At 63.4% G+C, this 15,081-nt stretch carries 12 protein-coding genes; 4 read left to right on the plus strand and 8 right to left on the minus strand.

All coding sequences use genetic code 11. The features are described from left to right. Window positions 1-6: 6 nt before the first annotated feature. Together argA and argE are read right to left on the minus strand one after the other, a co-directional pair. A complete protein-coding gene (gene argA, locus AC3B5Q_RS24815) occupies window positions 7-1,305 on the minus strand; it encodes an amino-acid N-acetyltransferase (protein ID WP_003253723.1) in 1,299 nt (432 codons plus the stop codon). A 124-nt stretch (window positions 1,306-1,429) separates the two neighbouring features. Next, window positions 1,430-2,572, minus strand: coding sequence for an acetylornithine deacetylase (gene argE, locus AC3B5Q_RS24820; protein WP_021783547.1), 1,143 nt, complete (start codon window positions 2,570-2,572; stop codon window positions 1,430-1,432). A 227-nt stretch (window positions 2,573-2,799) separates the two neighbouring features. Here argE and AC3B5Q_RS24825 point away from each other — a divergent pair, with 227 nt between their 5' ends. Beyond that, the gene (locus tag AC3B5Q_RS24825) at window positions 2,800-4,167 is read left to right on the plus strand and encodes a CYTH domain-containing protein (RefSeq protein WP_021783546.1); all 1,368 of its coding nucleotides are present in this window, start codon (window positions 2,800-2,802) and stop codon (window positions 4,165-4,167) included. A 95-nt stretch (window positions 4,168-4,262) separates the two neighbouring features. Here AC3B5Q_RS24825 and AC3B5Q_RS24830 read toward each other — a convergent pair whose 3' ends face one another. Further along, complete coding sequence (locus AC3B5Q_RS24830; RefSeq protein WP_003253717.1) at window positions 4,263-4,733, minus strand: Lrp/AsnC family transcriptional regulator; 471 nt, start codon at window positions 4,731-4,733, stop codon at window positions 4,263-4,265. Window positions 4,734-4,859: 126 nt separating this feature from the next. Between AC3B5Q_RS24830 and AC3B5Q_RS24835 the strand changes: the two genes are divergently transcribed. From AC3B5Q_RS24835 to AC3B5Q_RS24845, 3 genes are all read left to right on the plus strand, one after another. Beyond that, window positions 4,860-5,165, plus strand: coding sequence for an ACT-like domain-containing protein (locus AC3B5Q_RS24835; protein WP_021783545.1), 306 nt, complete (start codon window positions 4,860-4,862; stop codon window positions 5,163-5,165). Window positions 5,166-5,348: 183 nt separating this feature from the next. Beyond that, on the plus strand, window positions 5,349-7,022 hold the full coding sequence (locus tag AC3B5Q_RS24840; RefSeq protein WP_101196389.1) for a GspE/PulE family protein: 1,674 nt from the start codon (window positions 5,349-5,351) through the stop codon (window positions 7,020-7,022). A gap of 88 nt (window positions 7,023-7,110) precedes the next feature. After that, entirely contained in the window at window positions 7,111-7,425 is a 315-nt protein-coding gene (locus AC3B5Q_RS24845; protein WP_028698223.1) for a DUF2388 domain-containing protein, read from the plus strand. Window positions 7,426-7,490: 65 nt separating this feature from the next. Here AC3B5Q_RS24845 and gcvP read toward each other — a convergent pair whose 3' ends face one another. The 5 genes from gcvP to AC3B5Q_RS24870 all read right to left on the minus strand — a co-directional run bounded on the left by gcvP (window position 7,491) and on the right by AC3B5Q_RS24870 (window position 14,990). Next, complete coding sequence (gcvP, locus tag AC3B5Q_RS24850) at window positions 7,491-10,364, minus strand: aminomethyl-transferring glycine dehydrogenase (RefSeq protein WP_101196390.1); 2,874 nt, start codon at window positions 10,362-10,364, stop codon at window positions 7,491-7,493. A gap of 196 nt (window positions 10,365-10,560) precedes the next feature. Continuing rightward, complete coding sequence (gene gcvH, locus AC3B5Q_RS24855) at window positions 10,561-10,944, minus strand: glycine cleavage system protein GcvH (protein ID WP_003253706.1); 384 nt, start codon at window positions 10,942-10,944, stop codon at window positions 10,561-10,563. 51 nt (window positions 10,945-10,995) lie between these two features. Beyond that, entirely contained in the window at window positions 10,996-12,078 is a 1,083-nt protein-coding gene (gene gcvT, locus AC3B5Q_RS24860; RefSeq protein ID WP_101196391.1) for a glycine cleavage system aminomethyltransferase GcvT, read from the minus strand. A 127-nt stretch (window positions 12,079-12,205) separates the two neighbouring features. Further along, window positions 12,206-13,828 carry an ABC transporter permease gene (locus AC3B5Q_RS24865; RefSeq protein WP_021783540.1) on the minus strand — a complete coding sequence of 541 codons (1,623 nt, stop codon included), beginning with the start codon at window positions 13,826-13,828 and terminating at the stop codon, window positions 12,206-12,208. 160 nt (window positions 13,829-13,988) lie between these two features. Next, on the minus strand, window positions 13,989-14,990 hold the full coding sequence (locus AC3B5Q_RS24870) for an extracellular solute-binding protein (protein ID WP_012054051.1): 1,002 nt from the start codon (window positions 14,988-14,990) through the stop codon (window positions 13,989-13,991). Between the last annotated feature and the right edge of the window lie 91 nt (window positions 14,991-15,081).

Raw genomic sequence — 15,081 nt, forward strand, 5'->3', positions numbered from 1 at the left:
CCACGCTTACAGGGGCTTCTCGAAAATCTTCGAATTGCGCTGGTAGTTGTACAGCGAAGCCCGCGCCGCCGGCAGCCGCTCCACGCCACTCGGCGCAAAGCCGCGCTCGCGGAACCAGTGCGCCGTGCGCGTAGTCAGCACGAACAAAGTACTCAAGCCCATCTGCCGTGCCCGGCTCTCGATCCGTTCCAGCAGCTCGTCCCCACGCCCGCCATGGCGGTACTCCGGGTTCACCGCCAGGCAAGCCAGCTCGCCGGCCTCGGAATCGGCAATCGGGTACAGCGCCGCACAGGCGATGATCATGCCCTCGCGCTCGACCACGCTGAACTGCTCGATCTCTCGCTCCAGCACTTCGCGCGAACGGCGCACCAGGATGCCCTGCTCTTCCAGCGGGCTGATCAACTCCAGCAAGCCACCCACATCCTCGATAGTTGCCTCGCGCACCACTTCGAACTGTTCCTGCGACACCAGCGTACCGCCACCGCCACGGGTGAACAGCTCGGTGAGCAGCGCGCCGTCCTCGGCATAGCTGACGATATGGCTGCGCGCCACGCCGCCTTTGCAGGCCTCGGCCGCAGCATCCAGCAGTTCGCCCTGGTAGTCGCTGCCAAGACGCTGCAGATGCGGGGCAACCTGCTGCGGGCGCAGTTCGCGCACCAGCCTACCGTCAGCGTCCAACAAGCCCGGCTCGGCGCCGAACAGCAACAATTTGTCGGCACCCAGTTCGATGGCCGCGCGGGTAGCCACGTCTTCGCAGGCCAGGTTGAAGATTTCCCCGGTAGGCGAGTAGCCCAAGGGCGACAACAGCACGATGGAGCGCTCGTCGAGCAGGCGGCTGATGCCCTTGCGGTCGACCCGGCGCACTTCGCCAGTGTGGTGGTAGTCCACGCCTTCGAGCACGCCGATCGGCCGCGCAGTGACCAGGTTGCCGGAGGCCACGCGCAGGCGCGAGCCCTGCATGGGCGAAGCGGCAATGTCCATCGACAGCCGCGCTTCAATGGCCAGGCGCAGGGCGCCGACGGCATCGATCACGCAGTCCAGGGTGGCCGCATCAGTAATACGCATGCCCCGGTGGTAGTGCGGGGTCAGCCCGCGATCAGCCAGCCGGCTTTCGATCTGCGGGCGCGAGCCATGCACCAGCACCAGGCGCACGCCCAGGCTGTGCAGCAGCACCAGGTCGTGGACGATGTTGCCGAAATTAGGGTGTTCCACCCCATCGCCAGGGAGCATGACCACGAAGGTGCAGTCGCGATGGGCATTGATATAGGGGGATGCATGACGCAGCCAGTTGACGTAATCGGGCATGACAGAGCCTGTGGATAAGTGGACGGAGAACGGCGATGCAGGGGGCGTTCAGGATCATCGTCGGAACAGGCTTGCGGTCACGCGCGGTCTCCTCTAGGCAGGAACGAATCAGTTCGATTGACGTTTAGTGCAGGCAATAGTGCCGGATCAGGTCACGCAATAGACGCACGGTAGGCTCGATTCGTGACATTTCAAGGTATTCGCCGGGCTGGTGGGCACAGGCAATGTCGCCAGGGCCCAGCACAATGGTCTGGCAGCCCAGTTGCTGAAGATAAGGTGCTTCGGTGCCGAACGCCACCGCTTCAGCGCGATGGCCGGTCAGGCGCTCCGCGACCTGTACCAGTTCGACATCGGCAGCCTGCTCGAACGGCGGCACCTCCGGGAACAGCGGCGCATAGTCGATGCGCACCTCATGGCGCTCTGCAACCGGCAGCAATTTTTCGCGAATGGCCGCGCGCAGTTGCTCCACGTCCATGCCAGGCAGTGGCCGCAGGTCGAACTCCAGGGCGCACTGGCCGCAGATACGGTTGGGGTTGTCGCCGCCGTGGATGCAGCCGAAGTTCATGGTCGGGGTCGGCACGGTGAATTGCGGGTTGCTATAGGTTTGTTGCCACTGCTGGCGCAGGCCCATCAGCTCACCCATGACCGCATGCATGGCCTCCATGGCGCTGCGCCCCAGGCTTGGGTCCGACGAATGGCCGCTGCGACCGAGGATGTCGATGCGGTCCATGAGGATGCCCTTGTGCATGCGGATCGGCCGCAGCCCGGTAGGCTCACCGATGATCGCTGCACGGCCCAGAGGCTGGCCGGCCTCGGCCAGGGCACGGGCGCCGGACATGGAGCTTTCTTCGTCGCAGGTGGCAAGGATCAGCAGCGGCTCCTTGAAGTCGTGCTCCAGCAGCGGGATGACCGCTTCGATGACCAGGGCGAAGAAGCCCTTCATGTCGCAGCTGCCCAGGCCGACCCAGCGGCCATCGGTCTCGGTAAGCTTCAACGGGTCGCTGGCCCACAGCTGTTCGTCATAGGGCACGGTATCGCTGTGCCCGGCCAGCACCAGCCCTCCCGGGCCGGTGCCACGGCTGGCCAGCAGGTTGAACTTGCCGGGGCTGACCTGCTGGATATCGCACTTGAAACCCAGGTCGCCGAGCCAACCGGCCAGCAGGTCGATAACCTGGCGGTTGGACTGGTCCAGCGCAGGTTGGGTACAGCTGACCGAAGGCGCGGCGATCAAGGCGGCAAACTGGTCTTTCAGCGTCGGCAACGGCATGCGCGTACTCCTCGGAAACGTTGCCCATCATAACAATGCCTATCGTTCGCAGGGCAACCCCATGGGCTTCTTCGCGGGCTCGCCCTCCTACAGGGTTTCGCTGCCCTCAAGGGCTACGCGTTATCTGTGGGAGCGGGCAAGCCCGCGAAGAAGCCACCACGATCCAACAGTCGACAGCCGACTGCTGTAAACTCCTTGCCAACCACGCCCCCTCTTTCGAGTCTGTGATGCACAAAGAAACCGAACTGAAGCTCCGCGCCAGCCGCGAGACCCTTGCCGCCCTGCGCGAGCACCCTCTGCTGAAAAAGCGCAACAAGTCCGGCTGGCAGACCCGTGAACTGCTCAACCAGTACTTCGACACCCCCGAGCGTGAACTGTCCGCCGCCCGTGTCGCCCTGCGCCTGCGCCGCGATGGCGACGCGATCATTCAAACCCTCAAGTGCCGCGGCCAGAGCGTGGCCGGCCTGTCCGAGCGCAACGAGTACGAATGGAACCTGGACAAGGTCAAGCTCGACCTGAAGAAGCTGGACGCCACCTGCTGGCCCGAGCAACTGGCCAACCTGGACAAGAAAACCATCAAGCCACTGTTCACCACCGATTTCAGCCGTGAATACGCTGAAATCGCCTGGGGCCGTGGCAAGAGCAAGGTGGTGATAGAGGCCGCGCTGGACCAAGGCTTCGTGATCGCCGGCAAGCGCAAGGAAGAGATCTGCGAGCTGGAGCTGGAACTGCGCGAAGGTGAGCCGCAAGCCCTGCTGGAACTGGCCGCAGAACTGGCCGCCAGCCTGCCACTGATGCCGTGCGACATCAGCAAGGCTGAGCGCGGTTACCGCCTGCTGGAACCGGACAGCTACGAGCTGGACCTGCCGCACACCGCGTTGGAAGCCGAAATGGCCTTGGACGACGCCTATGCCGCCCTCGCCTGGCAGCTGCTGGCCAGCAGCCAGCGCCTGGCCGAGCAGTACCGCCACAACGGCCACTGGCGCCTGTTGCAGGACTGGGTCGAGTGCCTGAGCGAGCTGCGCGCACTCACTGCCAGCCTGGGCCAGGCAGCACCGCGCGCTACCACCCGCGACCTGCGCACCAGCCTTGATGCCTTGCTTGAAGACTGGCGCCCGCTGGTGCAGGCCGGCAACGATGACGAAGACATCCGTCGCGCCGCACCCGAGCAGTTTGCCGAAGAACTGGAAGACGTACGCTGGGGCCAGTTCTCGCTGGAAACCTCACGCTGGCTGACGGCCCGTACCTGGACCGCAGAGCGCAAGGGCCGCGGCGAACGCCAGGGCAAAGCGCAACTGGCCAGCTGGCTGGGGCATCTGCTGGGCGAGGAAGGCCGCGCGTTGAAGCTGCCGCTGTACACCCAGCGCCCGGAAGACCTGGCCGAGCAGTTGCCACGTATCGAGCAGCTTCTGGCCTGGCTGCACCACGCCCGCCAGGTGCTGGAAGCGCCGCAGATGGACCGCCTGTACGGCGACCTGAAAAAGCTGCACGAACTGGCCGAGCAGCCCATCAGCGATGAAGTGCTGGAAGCGCGTATCGAACAGGCTCGGGCTGTGGACCAGAGCCGCGGCTGGAAGCACCTGCTCAAGGCGTGATACCGCGCCGCCTGCTTCGCGGGTAAACCCGCTCCTACATACGATCCGCGCCAGGCGTGGGGCCAGTATAGGAGCGGGTTTACCCACGAATGGCCTCAACGCGATAGCGGCAGGCTAGTGGTGGATTTGATCTCGGAAAGCGCCACAATCGAATTCACCTCCTGAATCCCCGGCACGTTCGACAGTTTTTCGAAGAAGAACCGCTCGTAGGCCTCGATGTCCGACGTGACGATACGCAGCAGAAAGTCCACAGCCCCCATCAGCACATAACACTCCAGCACCTCAGGGAACCCGCGGATCGCCTCGGTGAACTCGGTGAAGTTGGAGCGCCCGTGGGCGTTCAGTTTCACTTCGGCGAAAATCTGCGTGTTCAGGCCGACCTTCTTGCGGTCCAGCAAGGTCACCTGCCCACGAATCACCCCCTCTTCCTTCAAGCGCTGAATGCGCCGCCAGCACGGCGATTGCGACAGCCCGACGCGCTCGGCGATCTGTGCACTGGACAGCGAAGCGTCCTCCTGCAGCAGTTCGAGGATGCGACGGTCGTAGGCGTCCAGCTCGCTGTGCATTGTTTATTCTCCAAATCAGATTTTTTTGAATAAAAGAATTCACTAATAAGACGAAACCACCCAATCATAGCGAAAAAATACCGCCACCAACGTGCAAGAATTTCTCCCTCATTTGCGGAGACCAGCATGAACGCACAGCCCCGTACCGACGCCTGGGCCGCCACCAACGCCCACAGCACCGTGCACTATCGCCTGCAGGCCGAGGCCGAGCCCGATAGCCTGTGCCGGGTGCTCAACCTGTTTGCCTTGCAGTTCCTGACCCCGCATAGCGTGCAGGTCAGCCAGCAGGATGACTGGCTGGATATCGAGGTCGGTATCGGCGGGTTGAGCTGGCACCGGGCCGAGGTAATTGCACAAAAACTGCGTAACTTGGTGTGTGTAGGTGAGGTGAGCCTGACCAATGTCCAGCGGGTGGCGTTGGCAGTGGTCTGAACCCTCTCTGCTGGACCTGTACCGCATAGCACTCAAGGCCCGCGCGATCCCTGTAGCAGCGGGTTCACCCGCGAAGCCCTCCGGTACAGACGCAGCAAAATCCCGAAACCTTTCACCTCCAATAGTCTCCCGCCGCCGGGCTAGCCTTGATCAGCACTACACGATCAGGCACGGACGCCAACCATGCACACCCCCGACAACCCGGCACTCGACCTCAAGCGCGTGCTTCAGGCCCTGCTCGCTGATCAGCACCTGCACGCCAGCGATACCCTGCAAGTACTCGAACACGCCGCCACCCACCCCGCTAGCCACCCGCTGGAACACATCGCCGCCTGCAGCCTGGAAAGCCGCCAGCGCCCCGGCCAGCCCCTGGACCTGGAGCACCTTTGCCAGTGGCTGGCCGACAAGGTCGGACAACCCTACCTGCGCATCGACCCCATGCAACTCGACCTGCCCCAGGTCACCGGCCTGATCTCCCCTGCCTTCGCCCAGCGCCACGGCATCCTCATCGTCGCGGCCGATGCCTCCAGCGTCACCGTCGCCAGCGCCCAGCCTTTCCAGGATGACTGGCAAGCCGACCTGGCCCGCAGCCTCGGCCGGTCGATCCGTCGCGTACTGGCCAGCCCGCAGCAGATCCGTCAGTCGGCGCAGTCGTTCCACCGCCTGGCCCAGTCGGTAAAAGGCGCGCAATACCAGCAGTCGGCCAGCCTGGGGGAACTTGAGCAATTGCTGGAGCTGGGCAAACGCCAGGCCGAGGCCAGCGCAGACGACGCACATATCGTGCATATCGTCGACTGGCTGTTGCAGTACGCCATTGAGCAACGCGCCAGCGATATCCACCTGGAACCACGCCGCGAACAGGGCCAATTGCGCTACCGCATCGACGGCCTGCTGCACACCGTCTATGCCTTCCCCGCCGGGGTCACCCTGGCCCTCGTCAGCCGCCTTAAACACCTGGGCCGCATGGACGTTGCAGAGAAGCGCCGGCCGCAGGACGGCCGGCTGCAAAGCCGCCTGCCCGGTGGTGGCGAGGTGGAGCTGCGGCTTTCGACCCTGCCCACCCCGTTTGGCGAGAAACTGGTGCTGCGCCTGTTCGACCCGCAACAGTTGCAAGAAGGCTTCGAACGCCTTGGCTTGCACGGCCAGCAACTGGCCCAATGGCAGAGCCTGCTACGTCAACGCCAAGGCATCATCCTGGTCACCGGCCCCACCGGCTCCGGCAAGACCAGCACGCTGTACACCAGCCTCAAACTGCTGGCCACACCACAGGTCAACCTGTGCACCATCGAAGACCCGATCGAGCGTCTGGAACCAGCCTTCAACCAGCTGCAGGTGCAGCCCGCGCTGGACCTGGGGTTTGCCAACGCGGTCAGGGCCATGCTGCGCCAAGACCCCGACATCATCATGATCGGCGAAATCCGCGACCGCGAAACCGCCCTGGTAGCGGTGCAGGCAGCGCTGACCGGGCACCTGGTGCTGTCGACCCTGCATACCAACGATGCCTGCGCAGCCATCACCCGCTTGCAAGAGCTGGGTGTGGCCGACTACCTGATCAAGGCGACGCTTATCGGGGTGATGGCCCAGCGCCTGGTGCGAACCGTCTGCACCGACTGCCAGGCAGGTTCATCACCCGCCTGCCGAGCTTGCCGCGGTACCGGCTTTCAGGGGCGCACGGGATTATTCGAACTGCTCGAGCCCAGCGACGCCTTGCGCGCATTGATCGGCCCGCATGCCGACCTGACCCGTTTGCGGCGCCAGGCGCTGGCCGATGGCCTGATTGACCTGCGCCGTTGCGGCGAGGCCAAAGTAGCCGCTGGGCAGACCCGTGCCGAGGAAGTGCTGCGCGTCTGCAACTGACGAAAAGTCCTTTGTATTCAAGGAACTTGCCTTGCCCGAAAAGATCCAAGCGCGCATCTTCAACCATCACCCTTCGAGGTGTTTCAACATGCGTCTCAAAACCGCCATTGCCGCGGCTACCTTGCTTTCGCTGCCTCTTGGCTCGGCCATGGCCGATACCTTCTGGCGTAACGTGATGACGTCCGGTGCTACCACGGCGTCGAGCTACCTGACCTCGCGGGATCACAAGCTGGTAGTGGCCGCGCAGGATGACGCCAGCAGCTTCGTCGCCAGCGAAGGCGAGATCCGCGGGCCGTTCCTGGAAGCGGCCATGCGCGAGGCACGGGCAGAGAACCCAGGGATGCAGGCATCCGACATGGAACTGGCCAATGCCATCCTGGCCAAGAATGCGGTAGCCGAGTAACTGCGTCGCCTGCTTCGCGGGTAAACCCGCTCCTACAGGTACCCGCGAAGCATCCAACACCAACCTCAGCGATAAGCCTCCACCGGCACACACGCACAGAACAGGTTCCTGTCCCCATATACGTTGTCTACCCGGTTCACCGCCGGCCAGTACTTGTGCTGGCGCACGTGAGCACTGGGGGCCACCGCCTGCTCCAGGCTATACGGCCTGTCCCATACCCCCAGCACATCAGCCAAGGTATGCGGTGCATGCTTCAGCGGGTTGTTCTCCGCTGGCCAGTTGCCCTGCTGTACTTCGTCAATTTCCGCGCGAATCGCCAACATCGCTTCGACAAACCGATCCAGCTCAGCCTTCGATTCACTCTCGGTCGGCTCCACCATCAGCGTGCCCGGCACTGGGAAGGACATGGTCGGTGCGTGGAAGCCATAGTCCATCAGGCGCTTGGCCACGTCCTCTTCGCTGATGCCTGTCAGTGCCTTCAACGGCCGTAGGTCAAGGATGCACTCATGCGCCACACGCTGGTTGCGTCCGCGGTAGAGCACCGGGAACGCCGCGCCCAACTGGCTGGCGAGATAGTTGGCCGAGAGGATAGCCACCTCGCTGGCGTCGGCCAGCTGCGGGCCCATCATGGCGATGTACATCCAGCTTATCGGCAAGATGCTTGCACTGCCCCAAGGGGCGGCGCTGACCGCGCTATTGTTCGGGTCCAACCCAGGCACCGGCACTACCGGGTGGCTGGCGACGAACGGCTTGAGGTGCGCGCGGATACCGATCGGCCCCATGCCTGGACCGCCGCCACCGTGGGGAATGCAGAACGTCTTGTGCAGGTTCATGTGTGAAACATCGGCCCCAATGTCTGCGGGGCGCGCCAGGCCCACCTGGGCATTGAGGTTGGCACCGTCCATGTAAACCTGGCCGCCGTGATGGTGCACCACCTCGCAGATTTCGCGTATCCCCTCTTCGTACACACCGTGGGTCGAGGGGTAGGTGATCATCAGGCACGACAGACGCTCACCGGCCGCGTGTGCCTTGGCCTTGAGGTCAGCCAGGTCGACGTTGCCATCGTTGTCGCAATCGACGATCACCACTTCCATGCCGGCCATCTGTGCCGACGCCGGGTTGGTGCCGTGGGCCGACGACGGGATCAGGCACAACGTGCGCATCGGCTGATGGCGGCTGCGGTGATAGCGCGTGATGGCCATCAGGCCGGCGTATTCACCCTGAGCACCGGAGTTAGGCTGCATGCAGATCGCATCGAAGCCGGTGATCGCGCACAGCCAGCTTTCCAGTTCGTCGATCATCGCCTTGTAGCCTGCTGCCTGGGCCGCCGGGGCGAACGGATGCAGCTGGGCAAAACCGGGCCAGGTGATGGGGATCATCTCACTGGTGGCGTTGAGTTTCATGGTGCACGAGCCCAACGGGATCATCGACTGGTTAAGCGCCAGGTCCTTGTTCTCTAGCTGCTTGAGATAGCGCAGCATCTCTGTTTCGCTGTGATGCAGGTTGAACACGGGGTGGGCGAGGAATGGCGTGCGTCGCACCAGGCTGGCAGGGATACCTTCAGGCAGGGCCAGCTGGTCGAGGGCGGTGATTTCCAGGCCATGATCCACCCCCAGGAAGATGTCGAGCAGGCGCAGCACCGTCTGTTCGTTGCAGGTTTCATCCAGGCTCACCCCCAGGTGCCCGCGACCGAGAATACGCAAATTGATGTGCGCGGCCTCGGCGCTTTCAATGATGGCCGCCTGGGCACCGCCAACATCCAGGGTAAGGGTGTCGAAGAAGTGTTGATTGAGGCGTTTGATGCCTTTGGCCTCGAGGCCGGCAGCCAGGATGAAGGTCAGCCGGTGCACACGCTGAGCGATACGCTGCAGGCCTTCCGGGCCATGGTAAACCGCGTAGAAGCCAGCAATGTTGGCCAGCAGCACCTGGGCCGTGCAGATGTTGGAGTTGGCCTTTTCGCGGCGAATATGCTGCTCGCGGGTCTGCAGGGCCATACGTAGTGCGGTGTTGCCACGGGCATCGCGTGACACGCCGATGATGCGTCCCGGCATAGCCCGCTTGTAGTCATCGCGACAGGCGAAGTAGGCCGCGTGAGGCCCGCCGTAACCCATCGGCACACCAAAGCGCTGGGTCGAGCCCAGCACTACATCGGCGCCCAGTTCTCCGGGCGGCGCCAACACTACCAGGCTGAGCAAGTCCGCGGCCACGCAGGCCAAGGCCTGCTGGCTGTGCACCTGGTCGATCAGCGGGCGCAAGTCGCGCACTTCACCGTGGGTGTCGGGGTACTGCAGCAAAGCACCGAACACCGAGTGTTTGGCAAGGTTATCCACAGAGTCGACGATCAGCTCGAAGCCGAAGCCCTCGGCGCGGGTCTTGAGTACCGAAAGGGTCTGCGGATGGCAGTGCTCGTCGGCGAAGAAGGCGTTGCTCTTGTTGCGTGCCACCCGCTTGGCCAGGGCCATGGCTTCGGCGGCAGCGGTGGCTTCATCGAGCAGCGAGGCATTGGCCAGAGCCAGGCCAGTAAGGTCGATGACCATTTGCTGGAAGTTCAGCAGCGCCTCCAGCCGGCCTTGGGCAATTTCGGGTTGGTAGGGCGTGTAGGCGGTGTACCAGCCAGGGTTCTCCAGCACGTTGCGCAGGATGACTGTGGGGGTGATGGTGCCGTGGTAGCCCATGCCGATGAGGCTGGTCCAGACCTGGTTCTGTTCGGCGTAGCCGGCGAGCTTGGCCAGGGCGGCTTGCTCGTCCAGTGCCGCAGGCAGGTCGAGGGGGCGATTGAGGCGGATGTCTGGCGGAACGGTTTGCTCGATCAGTTCGTTGCGGCTGTTGATACCCAGCGCGTTGAGCATGGCCTGCTGCTCTGTGGCATCGGGGCCCAGGTGGCGGCGCAAAAATGGGTTGAGCTCTTGCAGTTGATGCAGGGATGGCGACTGGGACATGACGACGCTCTCTTCCTAGACCAGGCCTCATGGAGACTTACAAGTCTAGGAAGGGATTGCCGATTGTGCGGGGAAACTTGTTTGCAGGCCCGGCCTCTTCGCGGCTAAAGCCGCTCCCACAGGGGCTGTACCCGTCTCGAATGCAGCGCTGTACCTGTGTAGGAGCGGCTTTAGCCGCGAAGCAAGCGACGCGGTCTTACTCGCCAATCAGCGCCTGGTAGCCAGCCGCATCCAGCAACTTGTCCAGCTCGGCCGGGTTGCTTGGCTTCAATTTGAAGATCCACGAACCGTAAGGCTCTTCGTTGAGCAGTTCCGGGCTATCGGCCAGCTCTTCGTTGACCGCAATCACTTCGCCACCGACCGGGGCGTAGATGTCCGAAGCGGCCTTGACCGACTCCACCACACCCGCAGCGTCGCCAGCGCCAAACACTTTGCCGACTTCAGCCAGCTCGACGAACACCACATCACCCAAGGCTTGCTGGGCGTGATCGCTGATACCCACGGTCACGCTACCGTCGGCTTCCAGGCGAGCCCACTCATGGCTTTCGGCAAAACGCAGGTCGGCGGGGATATTGCTCATGTCTTGAATTCCTCGATTGGCTCAGCGGTAGGCCCGCCGGTTATAAATTGTTCAGATCAGGATCTTGCCGTGGCGCACGAAGGTCGGTTTGACCACCCGCACCGGGTACCACTTGCCGCGAATTTCCACCTCGGCCCGATCACCGGTAGCCATTGGCACGCGCGCCAACGCAATGGACTTGCTCAGCGTAGGCGAGAAACTACCACTGGTGATCTCCCCTTCGCCAATACCGGCTACACGTACTACCTGATGGGCGCGCAGTACACCGCGCTCTTCCAGCACCAGACCCACCAGTTTTTCTTGCACGCCGTGCTCGATTTCCGCAAGCAGGCCGGCACGGCCGATGAAGTCGCGCTCGGCCGGTTCCCAGGCGATACTCCAGCCCAGGTTGGAGGTGAGCGGGGTGTGGTTTTCGTCGATGTCCTGGCCGTACAGGTTCATGCCAGCTTCCAGGCGCAGGGTATCGCGGGCGCCCAGGCCGCTTGGGGCGATACCGGCGCCGACCAGGTCGTTGAAGAAGGCCACTGCCTGCTCGCCCGGGAAGATGATCTCCAGGCCGTCCTCACCGGTATAGCCGGTGCGGGCAATGAACCAGTCGCCGTCGGCAACGCCTTCAAACGGGCGCAGTTCGCGAATGAGAGCTGCGCGCCCGGCGCTGAGCAGGGCCGCGACCTTTTCGCGGGCATGCGGCCCCTGGATGGCAAGGATGGCCAGATCAGGCCGGGCCTGAAAGCCCACGGAAAAACCGGCACGCTGCAATTGCAGCCAATCGAGCACCTTGGCACGGGTGGCGGCATTGGTGACCAGGCGATAGCCAGTTTCCGTGCGGTAGACGATCAGATCATCGATCACCCCGCCCTGTTCGTGCAGCAGTGGGCTATACAACGCCTTGCCGGTATCGTCGAGGCGGGCCACATCGTTGGCCAGCAAGCGCTGCAGCCAAACGGTGGCATCAATGCCGTCGACATCGATCACGGTCATATGGGAGACATCAAAGACGCCGCAATCGCTGCGCACCTGGTGGTGCTCCTCGACCTGCGAGCCATAGTGCAGGGGCATGTCCCAGCCACCGAAATCGACCGTCTTGGCGCCTAGCGCCAGGTGCAGGTCATACAAAAGCGTGCGCTGTCCCATGGGTTTCTCCTTCCGGGCGTGGCGAAGCGGCGGCGGTCGATGACGTTGGGTCGTCAGCTTTTCTTGTTACTCACACCCGCCGCGCGAATGCCGCGCATTGTAGCCGCAAGGTCGCAAGCTGACATCCTCAGTGACTGTGACCGGGTCGACGTGCCGAACGGCGAATCAGGCCGATGACCGGCAGCAGCCCCACCAAGACCAAGGTCAGTGCCGGCAGCGAGGCTCGGGCCCACTCGCCCTCGCTGGTCATCTCGAACACCCGCACGGCGAGGGTGTCCCAGCCGAACGGTCGCATCAGCAAGGTGGCGGGCATTTCCTTGAGCACATCGACGAACACCAGCAGCGCGGCACTAAGGGCACCGGGTACCAGCAGCGGCAGATACACCTTGAAAAACAATCTAGCGCCGCCTACACCCAGGCTGCGCGAGGCTTCGGGGAGTGACGGGCGGATACGCTCCAGGCTGCTCTCCAGCGGCCCGTAGGCCACCGCGATGAAGCGCACCAGGTAGGCCAGCAGCAACGCCGAGAGGCTGCCTAGCAGCAGCGGCTTGCCGGCGCCGCCCATCCAGCTGGACAGCGGAATGACCAAGTGGTTGTCGAGGTAACTGAAAGCCAGCATGATCGACACCGCCAACACCGAACCGGGCAGGGCATACCCCAGATTGGCCAGGCCAACCCCGGCGCGGATACCGCCCGTCGGTGCCTGGCGCCGGGCAAAGGCCAGCAGCAACGCCACGCCTACCGTGACCAGCGCCGCCATGCTGCCCAGGTACAGGGTGTGCAGCACCAGGCCGACATAACGCTCATCCAGGTCATGCCGGCCGCGTTGCCAGAACCACGCCAGCAACTGCAGCAGCGGGATGACGAAAGCGCAGGCGAACACCAGCAGGCACCAGCCACTGGCCAGCAGCGCCTTGAGACCACGCAGTTGATAAAGCGCCTGCACGCGTGGTCGCTCGTTGCCGCTGCGGCTGGCACCACGGGCGCGGCGCTCGCCGTACAGCACCAGCATCACCGCCAGCAACAGCAAGCTGGCCAACTGGGCCGCACTGGACAAGCTGAAGAAGCCGTACCAGGTCTTGTAGATAGCCGTGGTGAAGGTGTCGAAGTTGAATACGGCCACTGCACCGAAGTCGGCCAGGGTTTCCATCAGCGCCAGGGCGATACCGGCACCGATCGCCGGCCGCGCCATGGGCAGGGCCACCCGCCAGAACGCCTGCAGGGGTGACAACCCAAGGACCCGCGCCGCCTCCATCAGCCCCTTGCCCTGAGCCAGGAAGGCCGTGCGTGCCAACAAGTAGACATAGGGATAGAACACCAGCACCAGAACGGTGATTACCCCTGCGGTAGAACGCACCCGGGGCAGGCGCATTGGCCCGAACACCTCACGCAGGGCGCTTTGCACCGGACCGGCAAAGTCCAGCAGGCCGACGAAGACAAACGCCAGCACGTAGGCCGGGATGGCGAACGGTAACATCAGCGCCCAGTCCAGCCAGCGTCGACCAGGGAAGTCGCAAAGGCTGGTGAGCCAGGCCAGGCTGACGCCCAGCACGGTGACACCAATGCCCACACCCACCACCAGGGTCAGGGTATTGCCAAGCAGGCGGCCCATCTGGGTGTCGAGCAGGTGGGACCAGATCTGCAGGTCGATGGATTGCCAGGACAACAGCAGCACACTCAGGGGCAGCAGCACCAAGGCGGCAATCAGGGAGACCGGGAGGTACCAGCGGCGTTGAGGGGTGTGGGGCAAGGCTGAAATCTCGAGTGCGATTGCGACCGCTGCGCGGTCGTTCGCGGGTAAACCCGCTCCTACAGGGACTGCGCAACCTTCAAAGGCAGTGCAGATCCTGTAGGAGCGGGCTTGCCCGCGAAGAGGCCCTTACAGGCCCCGGAAGGATAAGGCCTGGCGCTTAGTTGTAGCCAGCACGATCCATCAAGCGGATGGCTTCAGCCTGGCGCTTGCCGGCAATTTCCACCGGAATGCTGTCGGCCTTGAAGCTGCCCCACGCCGCCACTTCCTCCGATGGTTTCACCTTCGGGTTGGCCGGGAATTCCTGGTTGATGTCAGCAAACAGCTTCTGAGCTTCTTCGCCGGTCATCCATTCAACCAGTTTCTTCGCGGCTTCCGGGTGTGGCGCGTGCTTGGTCAGGCCGATACCCGAGAGGTTCACGTGAACGCCACGGTCACCCTGGTTGGGCCAGAAGATCTTCACCGGCAGGTTCGGGTTCTGCTTGTGCAGACGGCCGTAGTAGTAGGTGTTGACCACGCCCACATCACACTGCCCGGCCTCGATGGCCTGGATCACCGCATTGTCGTCGGAGAACACATCGGTGGACAGGTTGTTGACCCAACCTTTGACGATTTGCTCGGTCTTGGCCTCACCGTGGGTTTCAATCAGGGTGGCAGTCAGCGACTGGTTGTACACCTTCTTTGCCGTGCGCAGGCACAGACGGCCTTCCCACTGTTTGTCAGCCAGGGCTTCGTAGGTGCTCAATTCTTCGGGTTTGACCCGCTCTGTGGAGTAGATGATGGTGCGGGCGCGCAGGCTCAGGCCGGTCCAGTCGTGCGACGAGGCGCGGTACTGCGACGGGATGTTCTGGTCGATGACGTCGGACTCAATCGGCTGCAGGATGCCCATCTGCTCGGCCTGCCACAGGTTGCCTGCATCGACGGTCAGCAGCAGGTCGGCCACGCCGTTGTCGCCCTCGGCCTTGATGCGCTGCATCAGCGGGGCTTCCTTGTCGGTAATGAACTTGATCTTGACGCCGGTCTTGGCGGTATAGGCATCGAACACCGGCTTGATCAGCTCGTCGATGCGCGAGGAGTACACCACAACTTCGTCCGCTGCCTGGGCAGTGCCGCCGAACAGGGTCAGGGCCAAGGCGGCCAGTAGGGGCTTGCGTGGCAACATGAAAAGCACTCCTCGGATCGTATGAGAGGTGCGAATGGTAGTGAATCCCATTTTCCGGCTCATCTACCTATCCGTTACCGGATGTTGCAAA

It is taken from the genome of Pseudomonas sp. D5(2026) (assembly GCF_057766845.1).

What these genes read in the sequence shown, in the direction of transcription:
- argA (WP_003253723.1), bottom strand. Translation starts at nt 1,305, where the DNA reads ATGCCCGATTACGTCAACTGGCTGCGTCATGCATCCCCCTATATCAAT.
- AC3B5Q_RS24835 (WP_021783545.1), top strand. Translation starts at nt 4,860, where the DNA reads ATGAACGCACAGCCCCGTACCGACGCCTGGGCCGCCACCAACGCCCAC.
- gcvP (WP_101196390.1), bottom strand. Translation starts at nt 10,364, where the DNA reads ATGTCCCAGTCGCCATCCCTGCATCAACTGCAAGAGCTCAACCCATTT.
- AC3B5Q_RS24830 (WP_003253717.1), bottom strand. Translation starts at nt 4,733, where the DNA reads ATGCACAGCGAGCTGGACGCCTACGACCGTCGCATCCTCGAACTGCTG.
- AC3B5Q_RS24870 (WP_012054051.1), bottom strand. Translation starts at nt 14,990, where the DNA reads ATGTTGCCACGCAAGCCCCTACTGGCCGCCTTGGCCCTGACCCTGTTC.
- AC3B5Q_RS24845 (WP_028698223.1), top strand. Translation starts at nt 7,111, where the DNA reads ATGCGTCTCAAAACCGCCATTGCCGCGGCTACCTTGCTTTCGCTGCCT.
- AC3B5Q_RS24825 (WP_021783546.1), top strand. Translation starts at nt 2,800, where the DNA reads ATGCACAAAGAAACCGAACTGAAGCTCCGCGCCAGCCGCGAGACCCTT.
- AC3B5Q_RS24840 (WP_101196389.1), top strand. Translation starts at nt 5,349, where the DNA reads ATGCACACCCCCGACAACCCGGCACTCGACCTCAAGCGCGTGCTTCAG.
- gcvH (WP_003253706.1), bottom strand. Translation starts at nt 10,944, where the DNA reads ATGAGCAATATCCCCGCCGACCTGCGTTTTGCCGAAAGCCATGAGTGG.
- gcvT (WP_101196391.1), bottom strand. Translation starts at nt 12,078, where the DNA reads ATGGGACAGCGCACGCTTTTGTATGACCTGCACCTGGCGCTAGGCGCC.
- argE (WP_021783547.1), bottom strand. Translation starts at nt 2,572, where the DNA reads ATGCCGTTGCCGACGCTGAAAGACCAGTTTGCCGCCTTGATCGCCGCG.